Annotated in this window: 23 protein-coding genes; 11 read left to right on the top strand and 12 right to left on the bottom strand. The window is 69.4% G+C overall.

Annotated features, from left to right (window positions below):
- The first annotated feature begins 16 nt into the window (after positions 1-16).
- Positions 17-1,690, top strand: coding sequence for an MmpA family trehalose lipid delivery protein (locus AWC08_RS16580; protein ID WP_069434867.1), 1,674 nt, complete (start codon positions 17-19; stop codon positions 1,688-1,690).
- Between the two features lie 173 nt (positions 1,691-1,863).
- Positions 1,864-2,646, top strand: a complete 783-nt coding sequence (locus AWC08_RS16575) for a YoaK family protein (RefSeq protein WP_065133164.1) — start codon at positions 1,864-1,866, stop codon at positions 2,644-2,646.
- A gap of 13 nt (positions 2,647-2,659) precedes the next feature.
- Here AWC08_RS16575 and AWC08_RS16570 read toward each other — a convergent pair whose 3' ends face one another.
- A complete protein-coding gene (locus AWC08_RS16570; RefSeq protein WP_069434868.1) occupies positions 2,660-3,814 on the bottom strand; it encodes a glycosyltransferase family 4 protein in 1,155 nt (384 codons plus the stop codon).
- A gap of 137 nt (positions 3,815-3,951) precedes the next feature.
- Between AWC08_RS16570 and AWC08_RS16565 the strand changes: the two genes are divergently transcribed.
- The 4 genes from AWC08_RS16565 to AWC08_RS16550 all read left to right on the top strand — a co-directional run bounded on the left by AWC08_RS16565 (position 3,952) and on the right by AWC08_RS16550 (position 7,196).
- Positions 3,952-4,278 carry a WhiB family transcriptional regulator gene (locus AWC08_RS16565; RefSeq protein ID WP_308207278.1) on the top strand — a complete coding sequence of 109 codons (327 nt, stop codon included), beginning with the start codon at positions 3,952-3,954 and terminating at the stop codon, positions 4,276-4,278.
- Between the two features lie 53 nt (positions 4,279-4,331).
- On the top strand, positions 4,332-4,808 hold the full coding sequence (locus tag AWC08_RS16560; RefSeq protein WP_142283627.1) for a lipoprotein LpqH: 477 nt from the start codon (positions 4,332-4,334) through the stop codon (positions 4,806-4,808).
- 23 nt (positions 4,809-4,831) lie between these two features.
- Positions 4,832-5,599 carry a class I SAM-dependent methyltransferase gene (locus AWC08_RS16555; RefSeq protein ID WP_065133168.1) on the top strand — a complete coding sequence of 256 codons (768 nt, stop codon included), beginning with the start codon at positions 4,832-4,834 and terminating at the stop codon, positions 5,597-5,599.
- 106 nt (positions 5,600-5,705) lie between these two features.
- Positions 5,706-7,196, top strand: a complete 1,491-nt coding sequence (locus AWC08_RS16550) for an aldehyde dehydrogenase (RefSeq protein WP_069434869.1) — start codon at positions 5,706-5,708, stop codon at positions 7,194-7,196.
- A gap of 127 nt (positions 7,197-7,323) precedes the next feature.
- Here the strand turns inward: AWC08_RS16550 and AWC08_RS16545 are convergent, their stop codons facing one another.
- Positions 7,324-8,124, bottom strand: a complete 801-nt coding sequence (locus AWC08_RS16545; protein ID WP_069434870.1) for a crotonase/enoyl-CoA hydratase family protein — start codon at positions 8,122-8,124, stop codon at positions 7,324-7,326.
- Between the two features lie 157 nt (positions 8,125-8,281).
- Between AWC08_RS16545 and AWC08_RS37105 the strand changes: the two genes are divergently transcribed.
- The 3 genes from AWC08_RS37105 (at position 8,282) to AWC08_RS16535 (ending at position 11,098) form a co-directional block, all read left to right on the top strand.
- Positions 8,282-8,425: a hypothetical protein gene (locus tag AWC08_RS37105; protein WP_167544966.1), complete on the top strand. Its 144-nt coding sequence runs from the start codon at positions 8,282-8,284 to the stop codon at positions 8,423-8,425.
- A complete protein-coding gene (locus tag AWC08_RS16540; protein WP_065133159.1) occupies positions 8,422-9,045 on the top strand; it encodes a TetR/AcrR family transcriptional regulator in 624 nt (207 codons plus the stop codon). The genes AWC08_RS37105 and AWC08_RS16540 overlap by 4 nt, the downstream gene beginning before the upstream one ends.
- Positions 9,046-9,148: 103 nt before the next feature.
- Positions 9,149-11,098, top strand: a complete 1,950-nt coding sequence (locus AWC08_RS16535) for a PE family protein (RefSeq protein WP_085087986.1) — start codon at positions 9,149-9,151, stop codon at positions 11,096-11,098.
- A 33-nt stretch (positions 11,099-11,131) separates the two neighbouring features.
- Here the strand turns inward: AWC08_RS16535 and AWC08_RS16530 are convergent, their stop codons facing one another.
- The 8 genes from AWC08_RS16530 to AWC08_RS16495 all read right to left on the bottom strand — a co-directional run bounded on the left by AWC08_RS16530 (position 11,132) and on the right by AWC08_RS16495 (position 18,990).
- On the bottom strand, positions 11,132-11,428 hold the full coding sequence (locus tag AWC08_RS16530; protein WP_069435418.1) for a hypothetical protein: 297 nt from the start codon (positions 11,426-11,428) through the stop codon (positions 11,132-11,134).
- Entirely contained in the window at positions 11,425-12,912 is a 1,488-nt protein-coding gene (locus AWC08_RS16525) for a class I adenylate-forming enzyme family protein (RefSeq protein WP_069435419.1), read from the bottom strand. Before AWC08_RS16525 ends, AWC08_RS16530 begins: the two co-directional genes overlap by 4 nt.
- A gap of 142 nt (positions 12,913-13,054) precedes the next feature.
- Positions 13,055-13,834 (bottom strand): crotonase/enoyl-CoA hydratase family protein, encoded by a 780-nt coding sequence (locus AWC08_RS16520; RefSeq protein ID WP_069435420.1) that lies wholly within the window; start codon positions 13,832-13,834, stop codon positions 13,055-13,057.
- A gap of 59 nt (positions 13,835-13,893) precedes the next feature.
- A complete protein-coding gene (locus AWC08_RS16515; protein WP_065133154.1) occupies positions 13,894-15,303 on the bottom strand; it encodes a WS/DGAT/MGAT family O-acyltransferase in 1,410 nt (469 codons plus the stop codon).
- A gap of 44 nt (positions 15,304-15,347) precedes the next feature.
- Positions 15,348-16,547, bottom strand: a complete 1,200-nt coding sequence (locus AWC08_RS16510; RefSeq protein WP_065133153.1) for an alpha/beta hydrolase — start codon at positions 16,545-16,547, stop codon at positions 15,348-15,350.
- Positions 16,548-16,587: 40 nt separating this feature from the next.
- A complete protein-coding gene (locus AWC08_RS16505; protein WP_069435421.1) occupies positions 16,588-17,091 on the bottom strand; it encodes a hypothetical protein in 504 nt (167 codons plus the stop codon).
- A gap of 1 nt (position 17,092) precedes the next feature.
- The gene (locus tag AWC08_RS16500) at positions 17,093-18,322 is read right to left on the bottom strand and encodes a molybdopterin-dependent oxidoreductase (protein WP_065133151.1); all 1,230 of its coding nucleotides are present in this window, start codon (positions 18,320-18,322) and stop codon (positions 17,093-17,095) included.
- Positions 18,319-18,990 carry a class I SAM-dependent methyltransferase gene (locus AWC08_RS16495; protein ID WP_065133150.1) on the bottom strand — a complete coding sequence of 224 codons (672 nt, stop codon included), beginning with the start codon at positions 18,988-18,990 and terminating at the stop codon, positions 18,319-18,321. Before AWC08_RS16495 ends, AWC08_RS16500 begins: the two co-directional genes overlap by 4 nt.
- A gap of 209 nt (positions 18,991-19,199) precedes the next feature.
- On the opposite strand from AWC08_RS16495, the gene AWC08_RS16490 reads away from it, so the two are divergent.
- Positions 19,200-20,111 (top strand): alpha/beta hydrolase, encoded by a 912-nt coding sequence (locus AWC08_RS16490; protein ID WP_069435444.1) that lies wholly within the window; start codon positions 19,200-19,202, stop codon positions 20,109-20,111.
- On the opposite strand, the gene AWC08_RS16485 is transcribed toward AWC08_RS16490, so the two are convergent.
- Together AWC08_RS16485 and AWC08_RS16480 are read right to left on the bottom strand one after the other, a co-directional pair.
- Positions 20,096-21,409, bottom strand: coding sequence for an amidohydrolase family protein (locus AWC08_RS16485; protein WP_085087983.1), 1,314 nt, complete (start codon positions 21,407-21,409; stop codon positions 20,096-20,098). The genes AWC08_RS16490 and AWC08_RS16485 overlap by 16 nt on opposite strands.
- The gene (locus tag AWC08_RS16480; RefSeq protein WP_069435442.1) at positions 21,403-22,575 is read right to left on the bottom strand and encodes a CoA transferase; all 1,173 of its coding nucleotides are present in this window, start codon (positions 22,573-22,575) and stop codon (positions 21,403-21,405) included. The genes AWC08_RS16485 and AWC08_RS16480 overlap by 7 nt, the downstream gene beginning before the upstream one ends.
- A 237-nt stretch (positions 22,576-22,812) precedes the next feature.
- On the opposite strand from AWC08_RS16480, the gene AWC08_RS16475 reads away from it, so the two are divergent.
- The coding region (locus AWC08_RS16475; RefSeq protein ID WP_142283626.1) for a PE family protein at positions 22,813-23,561 on the top strand (749 nt) is incomplete at its 3' end.

Here is a 23,561-nt window from a genome sequence, read left to right as displayed (position 1 = left end):
CCCGTTGCGGGCCCGGGTGGCCCGGCCGGCGTATGCCCTGGCGCTGGCGCTGCTGATTCTCGCGCCACTGCTGAAACCCGGGTATCTGCTGCTGCGCGACGCGGTGTCCACGCCGCGGTCCTATCTGTCTGACACCGCTCTCGGGCTGACCGCGGCGCCGCGCGCGACACCGCAGGATTTCGTGGTCGCGCTGGCCTCCCACCTGCTCGACGGCGGCGTGGTGGTCAAAGCGCTGCTGGTGCTGGGCCTGTGGCTGGCGGGCTGGGGTGCGGCGCGGCTGGTCGCGGTGGTCTTGCCCGAGGCAGGGTCCGGCGGTGAGTTCGTCGCGATCACCCTGGCGATCTGGAATCCCTACGTCGCGGAGCGGCTGCTGCAGGGTCACTGGAGCCTGCTGGTCGGCTACGGGTGCCTGCCGTGGGTGGCGACGGCAATGCTCGGTCTGCGCTCTGCGGGCACCGGGTTCGTCGCGCTGGGGTTCTGGATCGCGATGGCCGGGCTGACGCCGACCGGTTTGATCCTGGCCGCGGCGGTGGCACTGGTGTGCGTGGCGGCTCCGGGTGCGGGCCGGCCCCGTTGGGTGTGTGCGGGGGTGGCGGCCGGTTTTGCGGTAGTGGGCGCGCTGCCGTGGCTGACGGCGTCGGTGCTCGGGTCGTCGTTGCGGGTCGCCGGCGGACCCGGTGTGGACGCGTTCGCCCCGCGCGCCGAGCCCGGTCTGGGCACCCTGGTCAGTCTGGCCAGTCTGGGCGGGATCTGGAACGCTGAGGCGGTACCCGCCTCGCGGGCAACGCTTTTCGCGCTGGTATCAGCAGCTGTGCTGCTGGGTGTGGTGGCTGCCGGATTGCCCACTGTGGGCCGCCGCCCGCTGGCGGTGCCGCTGCTGGTGCTGGCCGCGGCGGCGGTGGTGGTGCCGGCTCTGCTGGCGACCGGCCCGGGATTGCATGCTTTGCGGGTGACGGTGGACGCGGTGCCCGGATTGGGAGTGCTGCGTGACGGACAGAAGTGGGTAGCGCTGGCGATGCCCGGCTACTGTTTGGCGGCCGCGGGGACCGTGGTGACGCTGCGTCGTTGGTTGCCGTCCCGGGTCACCGCCGCGGTGAGTTGCCTGGCGCTGGTCCTGGTGCTGCCCGATTTGGGTTGGGGAGTGTGGGCCAGGGTGGCGCCGGTCCACTATCCGGCGGGGTGGACGGCGGTGGCCGCCCGGATCAACGCCGAGCCGGGAGCCGTTGCGGTGTTGCCCGCCGGCACGATGCGGCGCTTCGCCTGGTCTGGTCCGGCGCCGGTGCTCGATCCACTGCCCCGCTGGGTCGGGGCCGACGTGTTGACGACCGGTGACCTGGTGATCTCGGGAGTCACCGTGCCCGGTGAGGGCGAGCATGCCCGGGCCGTGCAGCAATTGCTGCTGACCGGCCCGGAGCCCGCGGCCTTGGCCTCGGCGGGGGTGGCGTGGCTGGTGGTCGAATCCGGCACCCCGGGGGATGCAGGGGACAGCGCACGCACCGTCGCAGGCCTGGCGCCGGCCTACCGGGACAACGAGATCGCCCTGTTCCGGATCGGGGGGACGGGCGCACCGGCCGCGCACCGCCGGCCGGTGCTGCTTGCGCATCTGGCGTGGCTGGGATTGCTGTTCGCCGGCGCGGGCGGGCTCGCGGCCAACTGGCTTCGCCGACGACTGCGGTCGGCACACAGCTAGCCGGCGATCTGTTCTTGCTAAATTCATACGAACACGCATTGATGAAGCAGATTTCGCTATATATCCTTCGGTAGGGAGAGTGAAGTTCCGCCGAACCCGACACGCAAAGACTTTGGCCCACCGTCGCGCATAGCTAGTCTTGCTGTCGCGCAAGCTGAAAGCGAATCTTGGCAATGCTGCGCATCAACAGACCTGACCTCGTCGGCCGACTCGGCACACAGGGAGCGTTACTCGGCTACAGCGGCGCCCTGGCCTTCATCGCCGGGTTCGTCAACGCGGTGGCCCTGCTGCTGCTCGCGTTCCCGGTCGGCAACCTCACCGGTGTGACAACTCAGCTCGGCATGAACACGGCCAATCCGCTGCTCTACGAAGGCCACATCCTGGCGGCGATCCTGCTGGGCTTCTGGGGGGGCGCCGTCACCGCCGGGGCGATTCTGGGCCACAGCCAGAACGTTCCCGGTCCCCGCCATGCCGCCGTGTTGACGGCCGAGGCGATCTTGCTGGTACTCGCCGGTCTCGGCGTGGAAGAGACTCAGGTCAACGCCGCTATCGAGGCGCTAGGGGTGGAGCAGACCGCGGTGCAGGGCCTGCTCGCCGCCGCGGCGCTCGGTTTGCAGAACGGGCTGACGTCAAGCTTCCGCGGTATGGCGATTCGCACCACCCACTTCACCGGCACGGTGACCGACCTCGGGTTGATGATCGGCCGCGCGCGCACGCAGGGCATCGAGAAATGGAAGGCGGCGGTCCTTTCGCTGACCCTCGTTCTGTTCTTGGCGGGCGGCGCCGCCGGGCTGTTGATGGGGACCTCGCTGGAGGGTTATGCCCTGCTGGTTCCGGCGTCGCTCTGTGCGACTATCGCGACAATGAGCTGGGCCAGAGGCCGGACGTTCAGCATGCCGTCGCTGCCCGCGCGCTCACCGCAACGCGTCGAGGAAGCGGCGGTCGCGGCCGCCTAGGTCCCACCCCGGATCAGACGAGGCCGCTGACGTCTCGTCCCGCCCGCACCGCGTCCAGGACACTGCGCAGCGCTTCGGCGCTCTGCTGCCAGGAAAACTCGGCGCTGCGCACCTGCGCTTTCGCCCCCAGCTGCTCGCGGAGCACCTCATCGGACAACAGCCGTTCCAGCCGGTCCACCAACTCGGCGCGGTCGTCGACCAGGACCCCGGTAACCCCGTCGATGATCGAGTCGGACAGACCGCCCGAGGATCGGTAGCCGATAGTCGGCACGCCGTGCTGGCCCGCTTCGACGACGGCGAGGCCCCAGCCCTCCTTGCGCGACGGCAGGACCTGCACCCAGGCACTCTGCAGCACGTGGTGTTTGGTCACGTCGTCGACATGGCCGTGAAAGGTGACGGCATCGTGGATGCCGAGCTGCTGCACGTGCTCCACGAGCCGCTCACGCCACCAGCCGCCCCCGACGACATCGAGGTGCAGACCCGGGATGCGGGCGCGCAGCTCGGCGATCGCGTCCAGCGCGTCCTCGATCTGCTTGTGCGGCACCAGGCGCGACAGCACCACCACCCGCGGTGTGGCCGACCGGGGGCCGGACAGCGTCTGCGTCGGCGCCTCGTCCAAACCGTTGCGCACCACGGCGATCCGCTCGCCGTCCACCCCGAGCGCCACCAGGTCCCGCGCCGACGGCAGTGACACCGTGACGTACTGGTTGGCCCGGTGCAGCCGAGGCGAAATCGTGGACTCGACGAACCAGCCCACCCGGGACAACACCGGCCCGGCGACCGGCCACTGCTCGCGGTGGCAGTGGTGGACCAGTACCACCGCCCGCCGCCCATGAATCAGCCGGGCCAGGAACGGAAGCCCGTTCTGCGTATCCACCACCACGTCCGGCCGGGCATGACGCAGCGGGCCGATCCCGCCTCTGGCCAGCGCCATGCTGAGCATCGCCCAGATGTAAACCGTGTACGGACCACCGGCGCGGCTGATGCGGACGCCGTCGACGACCTCTCGACGGGCGGCGCCGGGGTAACGGGCGGTACGCAGCGTGACGTCGATGCCGGCGCGGGCCAACTGCGCGCCGATGCGCTGCAGGTAGGTTTCGCTGCCGCCGCCCTGCGGGTGCCCGGTATCACGCCAGCACAGCAGCAGGACGGATCGCAGGTCAGACATCGATGACCAGCCTAACGGGCGACCCGGCCACTCAGCAGTCACCCAGCGCCGCCGGACCCCGCTTTGAAGTCGTTTTAGCATCCGATGCGTTAATGTATCATATATTGAGTTGCTGGACGGGCGGAAAGGACGACACCGTGTCACGAGTCGCGCTGGCCTCATCGCGAACCACCTTCGATGAGGAACTTCACTGGCGCTTGCGGGCACTATGCCGGGCCACCGATCCCGAGTTGCTGTTCGTCAGCGGGGCACAGCAACGCCAGGCGACGTCGATCTGCCGGGACTGCCCGGTGAAACGGGAATGTGCGGCCGAGGCGCTCGACAACAAGGAGGAGTACGGCGTCTGGGGCGGACTGACCGAGCGGCAGCGCCGCACGCTGCTCAAGACGCATCCCCACGTTGAATCGTGGGCCGCCCTTCTCGCCGTTCGCCATGCTCGCTGCGCTCCCGCGGGCACCGGGTAGGGGATTGATCGACAGTGCGGATTTCGCAACGATCGGCCGGCGCCGGTGTGGCCGTGCTGGCCGCGCTGGCCGTGCTGGCCGTGAGCCTGGCCATGCTGGCAGTGAGCCTGACCGGATGTAGCCGCACGACCTTCTCGCGCTCGGTCAACATGCCCACCGTCACCTACCAAGGCGGAGCCGTCGCACCGACCAATGACGCCGATGTGGTCGTCGACGGCACCGCACACAAAGTCGACGGCCAAATCGCCTGCGCCGCACTCGACGGCGGGGAAACGATGATCGCGATCGGCACGGCACCCAACGCCGTCACAGTCTCGCTGACCGACAACAGCGATGCGCCCAAGGTCAAGACGGTCATCCTGCAAAACCTGGTCGATTACCCGCTCTTGGTCGTGCATCCCCCGGAAAAAGGCGAGGCGTCGGCGAACAAAGATGGCAGGCGCTACACCATCGGGGGCATGTCCTGGGGACTCGACACCCACCACAACGATGTGAGCAAGCCGTTCCAGATCACCCTCACCTGCCCCTGACCGCCGCCCGTAGGGTGTGCCGCGTGGTGGTGACCGACCTGTTCGCGCGACGGGCGACATTGCGCCGGTCGGTACGGTTGCTCTCGGAGTTCCGCTACGAACAACCCGATCCCGGGCGATTCTACCGAGCGCTGGCCGACGACACCGCGGCGATGGTGAGTGATCTGTGGCATGGGCTGCGCGACGGATCCCCGGCGGGTCGCATCCTGCTCGACGTCGGTGGTGGGCCGGGGTACTTCGGGTCGGCATTCGCCGCCGCCGGAGTCCGCTACATCGGAGTCGAGCCGGACGCCTCGGAAATGCACGCGGCCGGGCCCGTCGTCTCCGCCGAGTCAGGCACGTTCGTGCGGGCATCGGGGATGGCCCTGCCCTTCGCCGACGACTCCGTCGACATCTGCCTGTCGTCCAACGTCGCCGAGCACGTGGCGCGGCCCTGGCAACTGGGCAACGAGATGTTGCGGGTGACCCGGCCGGGTGGGCTGGTGGTGCTGTCCTACACGGTGTGGCTCGGCCCGTTCGGCGGGCACGAGATGGGTTTCACGCACTACCTCGGCGGCGCCCGGGCCGCCGCGCTCTACGCACGCCGACACGGCCGTCCGGCCAAGAACAACTACGGGTCGTCGTTGTTCGCGGTGTCGGCTGCGGACGGCTTGAACTGGGCGCGCGCCACCGGCTGCTTGGTGGCGACTTTCCCTCGGTACCACCCGCGATGGGCCTGGTGGCTGACCTCTGTACCGGTGCTGCGAGAGTTCGTGGTGAGCAATCTGGTGCTGGTCCTGTCCCCCCGGTAATGGAACATGTTCTAATCTCGCGTCGGCTTGGGTAGGGTGGCGCTCATGAGCCCGCTTCGCGACGATGCGGGGGCGGAGCGATGAGGAGGAGCGCCCAGCAATGACTATGACCAACAGCGACCCGACGACCAAGAGCGACACGACCGAGTACGACAAGCTGTTCATCGGCGGCAAGTGGACCGAGCCGGCGAGCTCCGAGGTGATCGAGGTGCACTGCCCGGCCACCGGCGAGTACGTCGGAAAGGTGCCGCTGGCGACGGCGGCCGACGTCGACGCCGCGGTCGCCGCGGCCCGCGCCGCATTCGACAGCGGACCGTGGCCGTCGACGCCGCCCAAGGAGCGTGCCGCGGTCATCGCCAAGGCTCAACAACTGCTGGAAGAGCGCAAGGAACTCTTCGCCAAACTGCTCGCCGACGAGACCGGCCAGCCGCCGATGACCATCGAAACAATGCACTGGATGGGGTCGATGGGGGCGATGAGCTTCTTCGCCGGTCCGGCCGTCGACCAGGTCAAGTGGCGCGAGGTCCGCAACGGGTCCTACGGCCAGACCATCGTCCACCGGGAACCGATCGGTGTGGTCGGCGCGATCGTGGCGTGGAATGTGCCCCTGTTCCTGGCCATCAACAAGCTGGGCCCCGCGTTGCTGGCGGGATGCACGGTGGTTTTGAAGCCTGCGGCCGAAACACCGTTGACGGCAAACGCTTTGGCCGAGGTGTTCGCCGACGCGGGCCTGCCGGAGGGCGTGCTGTCGGTGGTGCCGGGGGGCATCGAGACCGGGCAGGCGCTGACCTCCAACCCGGACGTCGACCTGTTCACGTTCACTGGCAGCTCGGCGGTCGGCAAGGAGATCGGCAAGCGGGCCGCGGAGATGCTCAAGCCGTGCACCCTCGAGTTGGGTGGCAAGTCGGCGGCGATCGTGCTCGAAGACGTCGACCTGGCCTCGGCCGTCCCGATGATGGTGTTCTCCGGGATCATGAACACCGGGCAGGCCTGCGTCGGGCAAACCCGCATCCTGGCGCCGCGCTCCCGGTACGACGAAATCGTGGATGCGGTAAGCGCTTTCGTACAGGCGCTGCCGGTGGGGCCGCCGTCGGACCCGGCGGCGCAGATCGGATCGCTGATCTCGGAGAAGCAGCGCGCCCGGGTCGAGGGCTACATCGCCAAGGGCAAAGAGGAAGGCGCCCGGGTGGTGTGCGGGGGCGGCCGCCCCGAAGGGCTGGACAACGGATTCTTCGTGCAGCCCACCGTGTTCGCCGACGTCGACAACAAGATGACCATCGCGCAGGAGGAGATCTTCGGCCCGGTGCTGAGCATCATCCCCTACGACACCGAAGAGGACGCGATCAAGATCGCCAACGACTCGGTGTACGGGCTGGCCGGCAGCGTGTGGACCACCAACGTGCCCAAGGGAATTGAGATCTCGGAGAAGATCCGCACCGGCACCTACGCGATCAACTGGTACGCGTTCGACCCGTGCTGTCCGTTCGGTGGTTACAAGAATTCCGGTATCGGTCGCGAGAACGGGCCCGAGGGCGTCGAGCACTTCACTCAGCAGAAGAGCGTGCTGATGCCGATGGGTTACACGGTCGAGTCGTAAGCAACTGCGAAGTCGCCCCCGGGACGCTCGTAATCACCACGCTGGTTCGTCGACGAACGTGAATCTCGCTGCGCAACACGCCGATTGAGCGTCGGGTAGTTCACGCTCGGCGGAATAAGGACGGGTCTCAGCGGCCGGAGAAGCGGGCCTCACGGCGTTCGACGAACGACCGCACACCTTCGGCGGCGTCCTCGCTGGCGAACAACGCGGCGACGTCGGGGCGCAACCGCTCGATCGCGGCGGCCTCACCCTGGCTGCGGGCCAACTGCGCGGAGGCCAGCGTCGCCCGCACACCCAGCGGCGCGGCGCGTTCGGCGATGGTCTGCGCGATCTCGCGGGCGCGGGCCAGGGCCGCAGCGCCGTCGTCGGCAACCTCCTGCACCAACCCGATCCGGTGCGCCTCGGCCGCGTCGAACTCGTCGCCGGTGAGCAGCCAGCGCATGGCATTGCCCCAGCCGGCCTCCCGGGGAAGCCGGATAGTGGCCCCGCCGAACGGGTAGATGCCGCGCCGCACTTCCAGCTGGGTGAACCGGGTTTCGGCGGCGGCGATGCGGATATCCGCGGCGAGCAGCAGTTCGATACCCAGCGTCATGCACCAGCCTTGCGCGACGGCGACCAGCGGGGTGGTCCAGGCACCATCCAGGCGCCACGGGTCACGGGCGCCCTCGGGCATCGGCGATTCGCCCGAGGCGATGCCGGGACCGACGTCAACCAGGTCCAGCCCGGCGGTGAAGTGGTCACCGTGGGCGAACAACACACCGGCCCGGATGTCGGGATCGGATTCCAGCTGCGCGTAGGCGCGCGAAAGGTCGGCCAGCATTTCCCGGTCGAACGAGTTGCGTTTGTGGGGACGGTTGAGACCGATCAGCAGGACGTGGCCGTCCCGCTCGAGCGACACGGTGTTGGTCATCACCTGAGTGAACCGCATTTATATGGATTATGCAATAGTACATACGCCGTTTGCGTGGGCAGATCTCAGGTTCATAGCGAGCGGTTGCTTACTAAACGGCTGTAATATATGCTATTTTGCATATTCATGGGCCGGTCCCCGGCCCACGAGCGCAACACACCTGCGGGGAGCAGTCATGTGGATTCTCGAGCTCAACATCGCCGGCCATACCTTCACCCGCGAGATGCCCGACCTGCGCCGCCGCCCACGCCGGTTCAGCGCCCGCCACCTGCACTGGCCCGCCGTCCGGCACCCCCAACAGCCGTCGCACGCCGCATGACCCCGGCTGCTACCACCAAGCGGGTCGGCACCCGGGACAAAATGGTGATCAGCGCCGCCCAGGTGATGCGGGAACGCGGCGCCGCCGGAGTGACCATCGACTCTGTCCTGGCGCGCAGTGGCGCGCCGCGCGGTTCGGTGTACCACCACTTCCCGGAGGGCCGCAATCAGATCCTCACTGAGGCGCTGCGCTACGCGGGCGACTCCATCACGGCCACTATCGACAACGCCGTCGACCGCGGCGCCAAGGCGTTGCTGCGCGAGTTCGTGGATTTCTGGGAGCGATTGCTGACCGAGTGCGACTTCACCGCCGGTTGCCCGGTGGTCGCGGCCGCGATCGGCTCGGCCGACGATGAACTCGAATTGAGCACCGAATCCGGTTTGATCCTCGGCCGTTGGTGCACGGCACTGAGCCGGGCATTCGTGACCGACGGATTCGACGATGCCGACGCCGCATCGCTGGCGGTGATGTCGATATCGGCGCTCGAGGGTGCGATCGTCCTGTGCCGCTCCACGCGTAGCGTCATCCCACTGCGGCAAGTCGGCGATCAACTCGAATTCCTGATCAAGGCAAGGGAATTCGTGCGACGCAACGGATTGGACGACAAGCGCGCCGGATAGCGTATTTATTCAATTTGCTCGTATTTCGGCGAAAATCCCACCACGCTGCGTGGTCACGTTAGGCTCAGGGCAGGTTCATGGTTGCCTGTCGGGAGGTAAACGGATGTCCTACGTGTTCGCATCAACGGAATTCTTGAATTCTGCGGCGGCCGATCTGGCGAATATCGGTTCGGTGATCACACAAGCGAATGCGGCGGCGGTGTTACCGACCACGGAAGTGTTGGCCGCGGGAGCCGATGAGATTTCGGCGGCGGTGGCGGCTCTCTTCGGCATCCATGCGCAGGGATATCAGGCGCTCGGCGCGCAAGCGGCGGCCTTTCATCAGCAGTTCGTCCAGGCGATGGCTTCGGGCGCCAACGCCTACGCGACCGCCGAAGCACTGAACGTCGGGCCTTTGCAACCGTTGCTCGACGTGATCAACGCGCCGACGCAGGCGCTGCTGGGCCGCCCGTTGATCGGCAACGGCGCCGACGGGACGGCGCTCAACCCGAACGGGGGCGCCGGTGGACTGCTCTTCGGCAACGGCGGCAACGGATTCAACGGCGCCGGCGGTCGGGGCGGCGATGCCGGGTTGATCGGCAACGGCGGACGCGGCGGCTCCGGCAACGCCGGTGTACCGGCCACACCTGCCGGCGCCGGCGGAGCGGGCGGGTCCGGCGGCTGGCTGTACGGCAACGGCGGGGCCGGCGGGTTCGGCGGCGGCCTGGTCCAGGGTGCCGCGGCTGTCGGCGGCAATGGCGGGCGGGCCTGGCTGTTGGGCAGCGGTGGAGCCGGCGGAGTCGGCGGGGACGTCACGGGGCTGCTCGGAAGCGCCGGGGGCGGCGGGACCGGCGGCGCGGGCGGATTCCTGTGGGGCAACGGCGGGTCCGGCGGCGCGGGCGGTAGCGCACTCGCCCTGGGCACCAACGCCAGCCCGGGCATCGGTGGCAACGGCGGCAATGCCTTCCTGTTCGGTGACGGCGGCGGCGGAGGAAATAGCGGCCTCGGGGCCACCCAAGGGTTCGGCGGCAACGGCGGCAGCGCCGGACTGTTGATCGGCAGCGGTGGCGACGGCGGAACCGGTTACGTCAGCGGCATCGGCGGGCTGGCCGGCAAGGCCGGGCTGCTCATCGGTGACGGCGGCAACGGCGGCAGCGGAAACGTGGGACAGGCCGGCGCTAACGCCGGGTATTTGTTCGGTAACGGCGGCGACGGCGGCAGCGCGGTGACCAGCTCGAATGGTAACGCCGGTTTCGGCGGGCGCGGCGGGGACGCCGGGCTGATCGGCACGGGCGGCAACGGCGGGTGGGGCGGCTCGGTGTCCGCGTCCGCCACCCTGCCGGGTAACGGCGGAACCGGCGGCGCGGGCGGCAACGGCGGGTTGCTGTACGGCAACGGTGGGTGGGGCGGACCCGGCGGCAACGGTGGTAACGGCACCCCACTTGGTCCGGGCGGTCGCGGCGGCGACGGCGGCCGGGGCGGCTCCGCCACGCTGTTCGGTAACAGCGGACCCGGCGGCCATGGTGGTAACGGTGGGGGCGGCGGAGGGCCGTTCAGCGCCGGCAACGGCGGCAACGGCGGCGAGGCCGGAAGCAGCGGGATCATCTCCGGCATGAACGGGTCCGGCGGCAACGGCGGCAACGGCGGAGCCGCAGCTCCCGGCACCATCGGCGGCGCCGGCGGCAGTGGTGGCCACGGCTCCAACGCCAAGCTGATCGGCCAGGGCGGGGACGGCGGGTTCGGCGGAGCCGGTGGCAACAGCGACAATGTCGGGGCCGGCGCGGCCGGCGGTCAGGGCGGGAATGCCGGTGACGGCGGAATCCTGTTCGGCAGCGGCGGCTGGGGCGGCTGGGGCGGCGCCGGCGGGGCCAACACCGCCGCTCCCGCAACCTCGGGCGGTCCGGGCGGTAACGGCGGCAACGGCGGCATCGCCTTCTTCATCGGCAACGGCGGGCCGGGCGGGGGCGGTGGCGCAGGCGGCGCCGGCTTCACCACCGGGACCGGTGGAAACGGCGGCAGCGGTGGCCCGGCCGGACCGTTCGGCAAAGCCGGTGCACCCGGGCCGAACGGCTGACGCACAGATGCTGCCGGGCCTGCCCCGGGCGGCCTAGTCGCTGGCGGGCAGCGGCTTGACCTCTTTGAGGGAAAGCTTGGTGTCGCCGATGCTCAGGCTGCCCGCGCCCGGCTTGGTCACCAGCACCTCGGCCCCGGCTTCGTCGACGTAGCGCTTGCCCATCACACTGCCGTTGGCGAAGGCAGGGTCAAGCGAACCCGAACGTTCGGCCCCCATCTCCACCATCGGCGCCCCGCCGCAGCGCAGGTCGTCAAGGCTCTCCGCGCTGCGAACGACGATGACTTGGGTGTCACAGACCTGGCTGGCCAGGCGAGTTCCGTTCTTGATCATGATTGCGCCCCTGCTAGGTTCTCGATGATCTCCCGGCGAAGTACCTTGCCGGTGGCGGTGGTTGGCAGCTCGTCGCGAAACACTACCCGGTCCGGTGTGCGTGACCCCCGCAAACTTTTTCGGACATACTCGCGCAGTTCGTCGGGGTCGGGGTCGACGCCCGCTAGCGGTACCACCACCGCGACGATCGCCTGGCCCCACTGCGGATCCTCGACACCGACCACGGCGACGTCACGCACGTGGGGGTGCTCGATCAGCACCTCCTCCAGCTCGGCGGGCGCGATGTTCTCACCGCCGCGGATGATGGTGTCGTCGCTGCGGCCGCCGATGAACAGGTAACCGTCCTCGTCGATCATGGCTATGTCTTTGGTTGGGAACCAACCGTTTTCGTCGAGAACCGAACCGATCCCGGCGTAGCGCCCGGACACCTGCTCGCCGCGCACGAACAGCTCACCCGTCTCGCCCGGACCCAGCACGGTGCCGTCCTCGGCGCGGATCTGCACCTCGATGCCCGGAACCGGCCGGCCCACAGAGCCCAGCCGCCGGGCGACCGCCGCGTCAGCGGCGCCGTGTGCGTCGCGGTGGTCATCGGGCGTGAGCACGGCGATCGTCGAGCTGGTTTCGGTGAGGCCGTAAGCATTGACGAAACCGACGTCCGGTAACAGCTCGAGGGCCCGACGGACCAGTGGCAGCCCCACTTTGGAGCCGCCATAGGCGAGGTTGCGCAACGCGGTCAGCTTGTGTTCGCCGGACTCCAGCACCGTGACGATGCGGTCCAGCATGGTAGGCACCACGGTCGCGGTGGTGACCCGCTCGTCGTTGGCCAGCCGCACCCATTCGTGCGGGTCGAAGTTGGTCAGGTACACCATCTTCCGCCCCGCGTACAGGTTGGACAGCGCGGCCCCGACGCCGGCGATGTGATACGGCGGCACGCAGATCAGCGCGGCGTCTTCCGTTGCGGCCGAGTCGAATTCGACGGTCCCGGTGATGTAACTGGTCAGATTGTTGTGGGTGAGTTCGACGGCCTTGGGTTGGGACGTGGTGCCGGAAGTAAACAGGACGACGGCGACCGAATCCGGGTCGGCGAACTCCGCGGCGGCTTCAGCCGTGCGGGCCAGGTCCAGGAATTCGTCCGAACTCAGCGCCCGGGCGTCGCCGATCATGTCCCGGTAGCGGTCGTCGACGATCACCAGCGGATCGGGCAACCGGTGAATCAGTGCCTGGATGCCCTCGGCGGACAGGCGGTAGTTGATCGGAGTGAACGGCAGCCCGGCCCGCGCCGAGGCGAAGATCAGCAGCGGCAGCAGCGCCCCGCCCGCCCCGACGTACACGACGTGCCGTGCTCCCGAGCTCGCCAGGACGCCCGCGCCGCCGTCGGCCAGATCGCTGAGCTGCTGCGTCGTCAAACGCAGGTCCCCGGCCACCAGGGCCGTCCGCTCGGGGTTGCCCGACGCGGCCATCTCCAGCAGCAGCGAAACGCTCATTCCTCGATCCCTCTAGGATCCTCGACCTTTACAAATCTTGGCCCTAGTGTAACCCATCGCTGTCGCGGGCTGTATGGCGACCAGACGCAAAAGCGCCCGACACGCCGCGCGTTCAGGGGCTTTAGCGTCTGCTCGCGCTGGGTTAGGTGCCCGTCCAGCGGGGCGGGCGCTTTTCGGCGAAGGCGATCGCGCCCTCCTTCGCGTCGTTGGAAACGAAGATCGGCACGTAAATCTCGGCCTGCTTGGCGAACCGGTCTTCCAGTGTCCAGCCACGGGATTCGGTGATGATGCGCTTGGTGGCCGCCACCGCGAGCGGGCCGTTGGCGGTGATCTTCTCGGCCAGCGCGATCGCGGCGTCCAGCGCCCCGCCCGGTTCGGCCAGCACGTTGACCAGGCCCAGCTCGTGTGCGCGCTGCGCGGACAGTTGATCACCGGTCAGCGCCAGTTCCATGGCGATCGCGTACGGGATGCGCTCGGGCAGCCGCAACAACCCGCCGCCGGCGGCCACCAGGCCGCGTTTCACCTCCGGGATACCGAACGCCGAATTATTGGCTGCCACAATAAGATCCGTGGCCAATGCCAGTTCGGTGCCACCGGCCAGCGCGTAGCCCTCGACGGCGGCGATCAGCGGCTTGGCGGGCGGGCGCTCCGTGAAGCCCAGACCTCGGCCGGGTAGCGCGACGTTCTCGCCCCGGGCGAACGCCTTGAGATCCATCCCCGCGCAGAACGATCCGCCGGCACCGGTCAGAATCGCGACTGACAGGTCGGCGTCCTCGTCGAGGCGATCCATGGCGTCGGCGAGGCCCTGACTGGCCGCCGCGTTGATGGAGTTCTTGGCCTTGGGCCGATTGATGGTGATGATGAGGATCCGGTCCCGCTTCTCGGTCAGGACCTCGGCTTCGGTGTTAGCTTCGTCGCTCACAGTGTGTGATGGTAGCGGTCGGCGTGCGTGACGGATCCGCCGGTCGATGTAACGCCGGATCAAGCCTGCGCCATCGCCTCTTCGACGACGGTGAGATTCTCGGATAGTCCTGCGGCCCTGCGGATTTCGACGAACTCGGCGATCATCGCCTCGGTCACTTCGTGCGGGTCGTCCAAGGTGGCGCCGTCGGTCAGCACCGAGATGTTGAGTTGGTCGACATAGCTCCACACCGTGATGTTCAAGCCGCTGCCGGCCGTCAGCGGACCCACCGAGTAGATCTCGGTGACCAGCGCGCCGCCCACCCGGCCACGTTCGCGGGGACCGGGGACGTTGGAGATGTTCAGGTTGAGCACCTTGTTCTGACCGTCCCGGCTGGACAACCAGCGGAACATCGCCTCGGTACCCGACGGCGGCCAGTACGCTGCCCAGCGGCTGATCAGTTCCGGTCCGAGCAACTGGTGGCTCTCTTTGGCGGAGACGGCATTATCGTGCGCGGCGCGCACCCGCTCCAGCGGGTCGTCCAGGTCCGACGGCAGCGCGACCATCATTCCGCTGAAGAAGTTGCCCGAGATCCGTTCCGGGTCGAAGTTGAAACTGACCGGCACCGACGCCAGCAGCGGCACCGCCTTGCCGTCGTAACGCAACAACAGCTGGTGCAGCGCGCCACTGGACAGGGCCAGCACCATGTCGTTGATGGTGGCGCCGAGCTTCTTGCCGGTTTCCTTCACGTCGGCCAGCGCCAGGGTGGCGGTGGCGAACCGGCGTTCCGGGGTGAGCATGTGGTTCATGAACGTCGGCGGCGGGGTGAACGGCATCGTCAACTCCGGCGAGAGCTTGCGCGAGCTGCGCCGCACCCGCCCGATGCCTTGCGCGGTATAGCGGATCGTCGCGGGGATGCGTTTGATGTGGCGCATGTGGTCGACGAACGCGGTGTTGATCAGCTCGCGCTTGGTGGGTGCCGGGTCGGGCGTGTAGGAGCTCAGCTGCGGTGTCGGCATCAGGTCCATGCCGTGCGCCATCAGGTTCGCCGAGGCCACGCCGTCGGCCAGCGCGTGGTGGATCTTGAGTACCACCGCGATCCGGTCGTCGGCCAGCCCCTCGACGAAATACATCTCCCACAGCGGGTGAGCCCGGTCCAGCGGTGTGCTGGCGATCTGCCCGATGGCCTCGTCGAGTTCGCGGCGCCCACCTGGGGCGGGCAGCCGCCAGGGGCGGATGTGGTATTCGAAGTCGACCTCGCAGTTTTCCCGCCACATCGGGTGGTGGAACTTGTACGGCACGTCGATCAGCTGATAGCCCAACGGCACCAGCTTGTCCATCCGACCGGCGATCACCTGGCGAAACGCGTCGATGGTGAATCCCCGGCTCGCCGGATCGAGCTCGATCACTGCCACCTTGATGGTGTGCATGTGCACGTTCGGCGTCTCGCTGTACAGCAACACGGCATCCCACCCGGTGAGGCGCTTCACCGCAGTCCCCTACCCATAGCGGCGACCTTACAAGCGGTCGGCCGTCAGATGACCTCTTTGGCGAACTGTGTCCGGGTGCGGTGCACCTGGTTGAGGAACAGCGCCGTCGCGTGGGCCATCGCGCCCGCGCGCGGGCCGTCGAGCATGTCGAAACCGTGACCCGCGCCGGGCAGCTCCACATAGCTGACCAGCGAGGCCGACACCGAACGCAACCGTTCGACGAAGCTGCGGGCCTGCGCCACCGGGATCACGCTGTCCCGGCTGCCGTGGATCACCAGGAAGGGCGGCGCATTCCGGTGCACCCGCGCGATCGGCGACGCGTCCCGAAAGACCTCGGGGTGTCGCTTGATGGACCGCTGCACGACTACTCGCTCGAGGAACTGGACGAACCGTTCCCGTTCGGGCGTGGACCGGTCCTCCCAGCAGTAGCGGCCGTAGATGCCGACCACCGCATCGACCGAGCTGTCGGCGCCGTCGGGCAGTTTCGCCTGGAACTTCTCGTCGTCGTCGGTGAGCCCGGCCAGCGCGGCCAGGTGCCCGCCCGCCGAACAACCGGCGACCGCGACGAAATTGCGGTCACCACCGAAGCGGTCGACGTTGGCCCGCGCCCACGCGATCGCGGTCTTGACGTCGGTGATGTGCCGGGGCCAGCGGTGCTGCGGCGAGACCCGGTAGTTGATCGCCAGGCACACCCAGCCCTGCTCGGCCAGGCGCGACATCAGCGCGGTCCCCTGCATCTGGGTGCTGCCGTGCACCCAGGCGCCGCCGGGCACGAAGATCAGCACCGGGGCGGGCTCGGCAGGGAGATCCTTGCGGCGCCAGACGTCGAGCGTCTGGACGGGCTGGTCCCCGTAGTGGACGCCGCGACGGTGCAGGTACTTGCTGCGGCGCAGCGCCTCCCAGAACGGCGGGGTGGGATTCGCGGCGGGCCACTGCGCGTCGAGTTCCTCGGGCGACACCGTCCCGCGCAGGGCGGCGATGGACACGTCGTTGGTGCTCTCCCGCTCGCGTCGGCGCAGCTCACCGCTACCGGGAGCGAACCTGCCCTTGGCCGATGCGGACACCAGTTCCGGGGCGAATCGCATGCCCCACAGGCTCATCGCGGCGATCGTCCCCAGCGGCTCGAGCCGCTTACCCACCAGCGGCAGCGACGCCCCGGCCCGGCTCATCGCCAGCAGGTAGTCAGCAGGACCGGCCCGCAGCATCCTCTTGACGCAGGATTTGGACTGTCCAGTCGCCGTCATGCTGGGGAGCGTACCCCTACCGGCCGGTAGTAACCCAGTATTATCCGGTTTCTGCGACCCGCCTGCGCATCAGAAACAGCCGTGCGGCATAACTGACCGCGCTGCCGGCAAACAGCGCGGCGACGAGCAACAGCCAGCGGCCCAGGAAGGGCTGCTGGGTTTGACCGGTCGCCGCCTGGAAGGTGTCGGCGCCCTGCTCGATGATGCCGGGCAGAAACACCAGCAGGGTGAGCCCGGCACCCAGGGCCGGGACGCGAATGTAGTTGCGCACCGCCACTTTTGACTGCTTTCGCCCGATCCGCGGCAGCCGGCCGATGACTGCGTCGGCCAGCGCGTAGAGCGGGAAAAGCACCAGGTCGTGGGCGATGACCGCAGCGGCGAACCACACCGCCACCGACTGCCACCAGGTGTCCGGATTCCACAGAGCCGCCGGCCGCAGCGCGATCAGCACATAGCCCAGCAGCGCGAACCCGGCCAGCATGGTCAGCAGATGCAACGGGTGAGCGCCGTAGTAGCGGCTGAAAAGTGTTGGCCTGTCCGTCATCTCAGGCCCGTTTGAAGTCGATGGCGGTGACCCACTTGGTGTTGTGCACGCCCGGCATGGCCGGAACGATGATCCGCGCCGGATAGCCGTGATCCAGCGGCAGGTCCGCGCCGTTGACCCGCAACGCCAGCAACGCGTCGGGGTCACCGACCTGATTGGCTTGCAGATACGCCTCGCCGAAGGCGCCGCCCCGCTGCAGCGACCGCACGTGCGCCGACCCCGGCGCCGGCACCCCGGCCAACCGCGCCAGCTCCGCCAACGGCACCCCGCTCCAGGTCTGCACTGTCGACCACCCTTCGACGCAGGCGATCGGCAGGCGCGCCGTCCGTTGCGGTAGCCGGGCCAGCGCGGCGCGATCGAGCACCACCTCGGTCGGGCCGCCGCGCAACGTCAGCCGCCAATCGGCACCGACCGCCTGTGGCGTGATGCCGGCGACGGACGCGGTCTTGTTCACCGGGAAGTCCCGGCCCCTCCCCCGCGGCACCAGCAACGCGACACTGCGGGCCGGGCCGCCCAGCGTCTCGCCGACGGTCAGCACCGCGAGCAGCAGCACGCCGGACCCGACCAACGCCAGCGCACCGCGCCGGCTCATCGTCGGCGCTCCCGGCTCGGCGGCCACCAGACCGGTGTCGTCAGGAGGCTGAGCGCGCGTGTCGGCGACATTGGTGCGCAACACTTCTCGCCACGACAACGACCTCAACCCGGCGCGCATCTTCGGAATCTTGAGCGCGATGTGCATCAGAAATCCAGTGATGAACACCCAGGCGCCGAAGTAGTGCGCGTCATAGAAGCTGAACCCGAAGATGTAGTCGTACTGGATATTGAGCACGCCGGTGACGATCTCGAAGAGCACGCCGCCGACCAGCATCAGCAACGACACCCGCTCGGCCAGTTGGGCCAGCGACCGGGCCGGCGGAAAGGCGAACAACTTCGGGATAACCGACCACAGCTTGGCCAGCACGACCGGGATGATCACCAGGCCCAGGCCCACGTGCAGCCCCTGGGTCAGCCGGTAGAGCCAGGACGGCCGAGTGGGCCAGTCAAACAACGGCAGGCGCAGCCAGCCGACCTCGGCCGGGATGGCCTGGCCGAGCTGCGGACCATACGCCAGATAAGACAGCAGGCCGGTGAGAACAATGACCGGCATGGCAACCAGCAGCGCCAACCCGAGGGCCGACGTCAGCCAGGGGCCGCGTAAGGGGCTGGTGAAGCGATTCGCTGGGGTCTTCACAACGCAGCCAGCGTTGCGATGACCCTCCCGCCGATCATCCGCACGCCGGTAAGCGTAAGACCAACCTGCGCCGCAAGCGAGGCCGCGCTGTCCACGCCGACCGATGCCCAGCGGAACCACGGCCCCACGTCGCGCCCGGCCTCCAGCCGGACCCACCGGCTGTTGACGCCGATGGCGCGGGTGTCGAACTCGGCCACGCAACGCCCGCCGCGGCCCAGCAACTCCGCCGCCCGGCCCAGGATGCGTCGCGGGTCGCCGCCCAGGCCGACGTTTCCGTCGACCAGCAGCACCGTCTGCCACCGGCCCGTGCCGGGCAGCGGTTCGAAGACGTCACCCAGCAGCGCCGGGGCACCGCCGCGGCTGGCCAGCCGGATCGCGGCCGCCGAGCGGTCGATGCCCAGTGCGGGTATGCCCCGCTGCACCAGGCGCGCCACCAGTCGCGCGGGCCCGCAGCCCAACTCGATGGTCGGGCCGCTGCACATCTGTGCCACGGCCTCGTCGAACGCCTCATCGGAGGCCAGTTCGCCGTCGCTGTGCCGGTCTCGGTAGGGCGCGCGGTCCGCGGGGCTCAACCATCGGTGCGCGGGAAGCTGGCGCACCTCGCCGTCGTCGTGCCGGATCCAACAGCGCTCGCCGTCGAGTGCCCGCTCATACAGATGGCCCAGCATCTACCCGCTCCTCGCATCGTGTTCGACCACGTTGCGCGAGCGCGCAGCGGCCCTGGCAAAACCGCGTCCACCGACAAACCCATCGATACCCCGTTCCCGGGCCGGCTACACCCGCCGGTGTCAACAGTTACGCTCGGCGATCGCAAAAGTCCACGCCCGATATTCGGTGCCGAAGCGCCGCCAGATTGGCCGGGTTGGATACTGGGTTGGTGCCGCCCTCCGCGAACGACGATGTCCACCCCGACCTGCGCCGCATCGCGCGGATCGCCCCTCGCCGGCTGGCGAGTCCCCGGCTTCTGCCGCTGATGCGGCGGGCCACCGCGCTGATGAGCCGGGGCCGCACGCCCGCCGGCGTCGAGGTGCTAACCCTGGCTTCGGGCACCTCCGTTCGCCTCTACCGGCCGGCGGGTGTCACCGGGCCGACTGCGGCGTTGGTGTGGATGCACGGCGGCGGTTACGTGTTCGGTTCGGCCAAGCAGGACGACGCCCTATGTCTGCGGTTTAGCAAAGCGCTGGGTATCACCGTCGCGTCGGTGGACTACCGGCTCGCGCCCGAGCACCCCTACCCGGCGCCGCTGGAAGACTGCTACGCGGCCCTGACCTGGTTGGCCGGCCTGCCCGCGGTGGATCCGGAGCGGGTGGCGATCGGCGGGGCCAGCGCCGGCGGCGGACTCGCGGCGGCACTCGCGCTGCTGGCGCGCGACCGCGGTGACGTTGAGCCGGTATTCCAGCTGTTGGTCTATCCGATGCTCGACGACCGCAGTTCGTCGACGCCGGCAAACCCCAATCACCGGTTGTGGGACCCGCGCGCCAACCACTTCGGCTGGACCTCATACCTCGGCGGCGCGGACCCGGCCGTCGCGGTGCCGGCCCGCCGGGCCGACCTGAGCGGCCTGCCGCCGGCGTGGATCGGCGTCGGCACCCACGACCTGTTTCATGACGAGGACATCGAGTACGCGCGCCGGCTGGTCGAGGCCGGTGTGCCGTGCCAGGTGGAACTGATTCCGGGCGCGTTTCACGGGTTCGACCTTATCGCGGCGAAATTGCCGGTGTCACAACAGTTTTTCCGCATGCAGTGCGATGCGCTGCGTCCGGCCCTGACCGGTCACATCGCGAAATAGACGAGCTCACCCCGGATCAACGTCGCCGCCACCAGTGCGGCGTCCAGCTCGGCCAGCACCACGTCCGGCGGCTCGGACAGCACACACAGGTCCCCCGGTTCGCCGATCTCGACGGTGCGCGGCCGGTCCGGACGATCCGACCAACCCAGAAACATCGTCAAAGCCCTTCTTGCCGAGACGCGTTCGTCCGCGTTGAGCACCACGCCACTGGGCGTGGTGCGCGACACGGCGGCCCGCATGGCCGCCCACGGATCGCCGTTTCCGAACGGCATGTCGGTGGACAGCGCGACCGGGATGTTCGCCTTCAGCAGCGATGCGACCCGCCAGAGTTGGTCCTGCTCGTCGGCAGCAACCTCGGCCAGGTACTGATCACCACGCTCGGCGACGAAATTGGGTTGCGTCACCACGGTGACGCCCAGCTCGGCCAGGTCGGCCAGGTTATCCTGCGGCACCATCGCGGCATGCTCGATGCGGTCGAACGGATGGCTGCCGGCCGCGCGCAGGGCCGCGATCGTCACCACCAGTTGCGCCGCCGTCACGCAGTGCACGGCGACGGGCTGGCCGGAGCGGTGCCGGTCGCCGACCCACTGCGTCAGGGCGTCCAGATCCAGGCGGTCGTCGTGCAGGATCATCTTGCCGGGCACCAGTACCCGTACGCCGGGCCGGAATTCGCCGCTGCGGTGCGCCATCATCAGCGACACCAAACCTTCGACGTCCAGGTCGGGCGTGGCGTCGGTGACTCCGGTGACGCCGGTCGCCGTGATGCGCCGGCCCAGTTCGGCCAGATCGGTTTCTCGCCTCAGGGCCGGATCCCGCAGCGCCCGCGACCACGGATCGGCGCTGCGCAGCCGGCCGTCGGGATGACCGGCGAGCCCGACCCGCCCCAGTGCGGCGGAGTTGAGCATCCACAGCACGCCGCTGCGGTGCTGGACGCGCACCGGGACGTCTGACTGCACCGCGTCCAGGGCGGTTCGGTCCAGCTCCCCCGCCACCGATTCGTGATAGCCGACGGCGCGGATCCACCCGTCGGGGCCCGGCACCGCGTGCGAGAGTGCTTGCGCCAGTTGGTCTTTGGTCCGAACCGTGGGCGGCCCGACGGACAGTGAGTCCAAAGCCGCCGCCGCCGAATGCAAGTGCACGTGATGGTCGTGCAGCCCCGGCAGCACGGTGCCGCCGCCGGCGTCGAGCACCCCTTCGCCGGGCCGCGGCGTCAGGCCCGGGCGCACTTCCTCGATCCGCGCCCCCACCCGGATATCGGTGGCGGTCCCGTCCAGCAGGGTGGCCCGCCTGATCAGCATGGCAGGCAACGTCTTTCGACAACCAGCCGGCGGACCGTGTCGTTGTCGGCGCCCAGGGACGCGGCCGAGGTGGTCACTTCGGGCGCCTGCGGCGGGAGCACCGGCCGGTCGGATCGCGGCTGGCATACCGGCAGCGCCGCGTAGCTGGCCGCGACCGCGGCCATGGCGATCTCGATGAGCTCCCCGCCGCCGCGGTTCAGTGAGGCCAGCACCGCGCGGCCGGCCTCCAACCCGGCCAGCGGGTCCGCGATGGCGTCCGCGCAGAACACCGGGCCGGCGCCGACGAGCCCGCCGGCCACCGCGGCGTCGTCGCCGAACGCCGGCCGTCGGGATTGCGGTCCGTGACCGGTGATCCGGACCCAGATCCGGCCCGCTTGCACTGGCACGTCGTCGGGCCCGAGGCGTCGGCGGGCCAGCGCTTCGGGTCGTGACGCTTCGATCACGACGTCGGCGACCGCCAGCAGGTCCCGCAGCGCGTCGGCCTGCCGGTCGAAATCCAGGCAGTAGGACAGCTTCGCGCCGTTGATCCAGTCGAAGAAGGTCTGGTTACCGGCCCGGGTGCCGTCGGGCCGGCCGGGACTTTCCACCTTGACCACGGTAGCGCCCGCCCGGGCCAGCAACTGCCCGCACAGCGGGCCCGCCCACATCGAGGACAGGTCGGCCACCAGCAGTCCGGCCGCACCGGCGAACTCTCGGCGCGGCGCCGTCGGCCGCATACGTGGCGGAGCTGCGCTGGCCTCGCCCAGGACCGCGGCGGGGATGTCGAGCAGCGCCGCCCGTTCGACGACCTGTGCCGCGGCCAGGCCGGCCGCCCAGCGGTGCACCGCCGGCCATGGGTCGGCGCCGACGGTGTCGCTGGACAACAGGGCCGGGACGGCGCCGACGTCGTCCGGGCGGGACAGCGTCAAGGCGCACCAGCCGTCGCGGGCCGCCAGCAACTGGGTGGCGCCCCCCGCCGACACCCGCCCGGCCCGGCCGAGCCCGAGCAGCCCGGCGCGCCCGGTCAGCAGGGTGGCCGCGTCCGGCGCGAGCCGCCGGGCGTGTTCGAGCACGCTGGCGCGGGAGAAGTCGGGAGGTCCGCCGGGCTCGCCAGTCAGGTAGGCCAGCCCGCTGCGCCCCCACTCGCGGGCGCTGTCGCTGCCGCGCCGGGCCGGAACCGGTCTCACCCCACCATGGTTGCTCGCGGTGTGTGCGGCGTGGCCGCGGGGCTCGAGGCCAGGTAGATGCCGGAATGTGGCGCAGACCACATTTTTGAAACCGTTGGAATGTGTTATCTGGTTATTAGCGAGAAGTCAGTTTGTTCTGGGTGGATTACAGTTACAGTCGTATCGGCTTAGCCGATCAGCATGACCGGGGGACTGACACGACCTCTGTGGTCGTGACCTAGCTAGTGGGCGGTTCCCATGTCGTACGTAGTTGCAACGCCGGACGTGCTGTCAGGCGCAGCGTCCAATTTGACCAGCCTCGGGGCCACGCTGGAGCGGGCGAACGCGGTCGCGGCGGAATCCACCACCGAGCTGCTGGCCGCCGCGCAAGACGAGGTGTCGACCGCGATCGCCGCACTGTTCGGCGACCATGGCCAGGCCTACCAAACCATCAGCGCGGAGGCCGCCGCCTTCCAGGCGCGGTTCGTCGCGGCCCTGTCGTCGGCGACAAGTGCTTACACCACGGCCGAGGCCGCCGCCGCGTCCCCGCTGCAGCCGCTGATCGATCTGATCAACCTGCCCACCGAGACGCTGTTCGGACGCCCGCTCATCGGGGACGGTGCCGACGGTATCGACGGGACGGGTGCGGCCGGCCAACCGGGCGGCTACCTATACGGCAACGGCGGCCGGGGCGGATCGGGCGCGGCCGGCCAGGCCGGCGGGGCGGGTGGTTCGGCCGGACTGATCGGCCACGGTGGCGCCGGCGGCGCCGGTGGTAGCTCGGCCACCGGAGCCGGTGGGTCCGGCGGTGCCGGTGGCAACGGCGGCTGGTTGTACGGCAACGGCGGCGCCGGTGGGGCCGGCGGGTACAACACCGGTGGCGTCGGCACCGGTGGCCTCGGCGGGGTCGGCGGCACCGCCCGCCTGATCGGCAGCGGCGGGGCCGGCGGAGCCGGGGGCTCCAGCGTCAGCGCCGACGGAGCGGCGGGCGCCGCAGGGGGCGGCGG

The organism is Mycobacterium gordonae, assembly GCF_002101675.1.
Taxonomy (GTDB): Bacteria; Actinomycetota; Actinomycetes; order Mycobacteriales; family Mycobacteriaceae; genus Mycobacterium; species Mycobacterium gordonae.
Note: the sequence above shows the minus strand (reverse complement) of the source record. Positions and strands in the feature narration are given on the sequence as shown.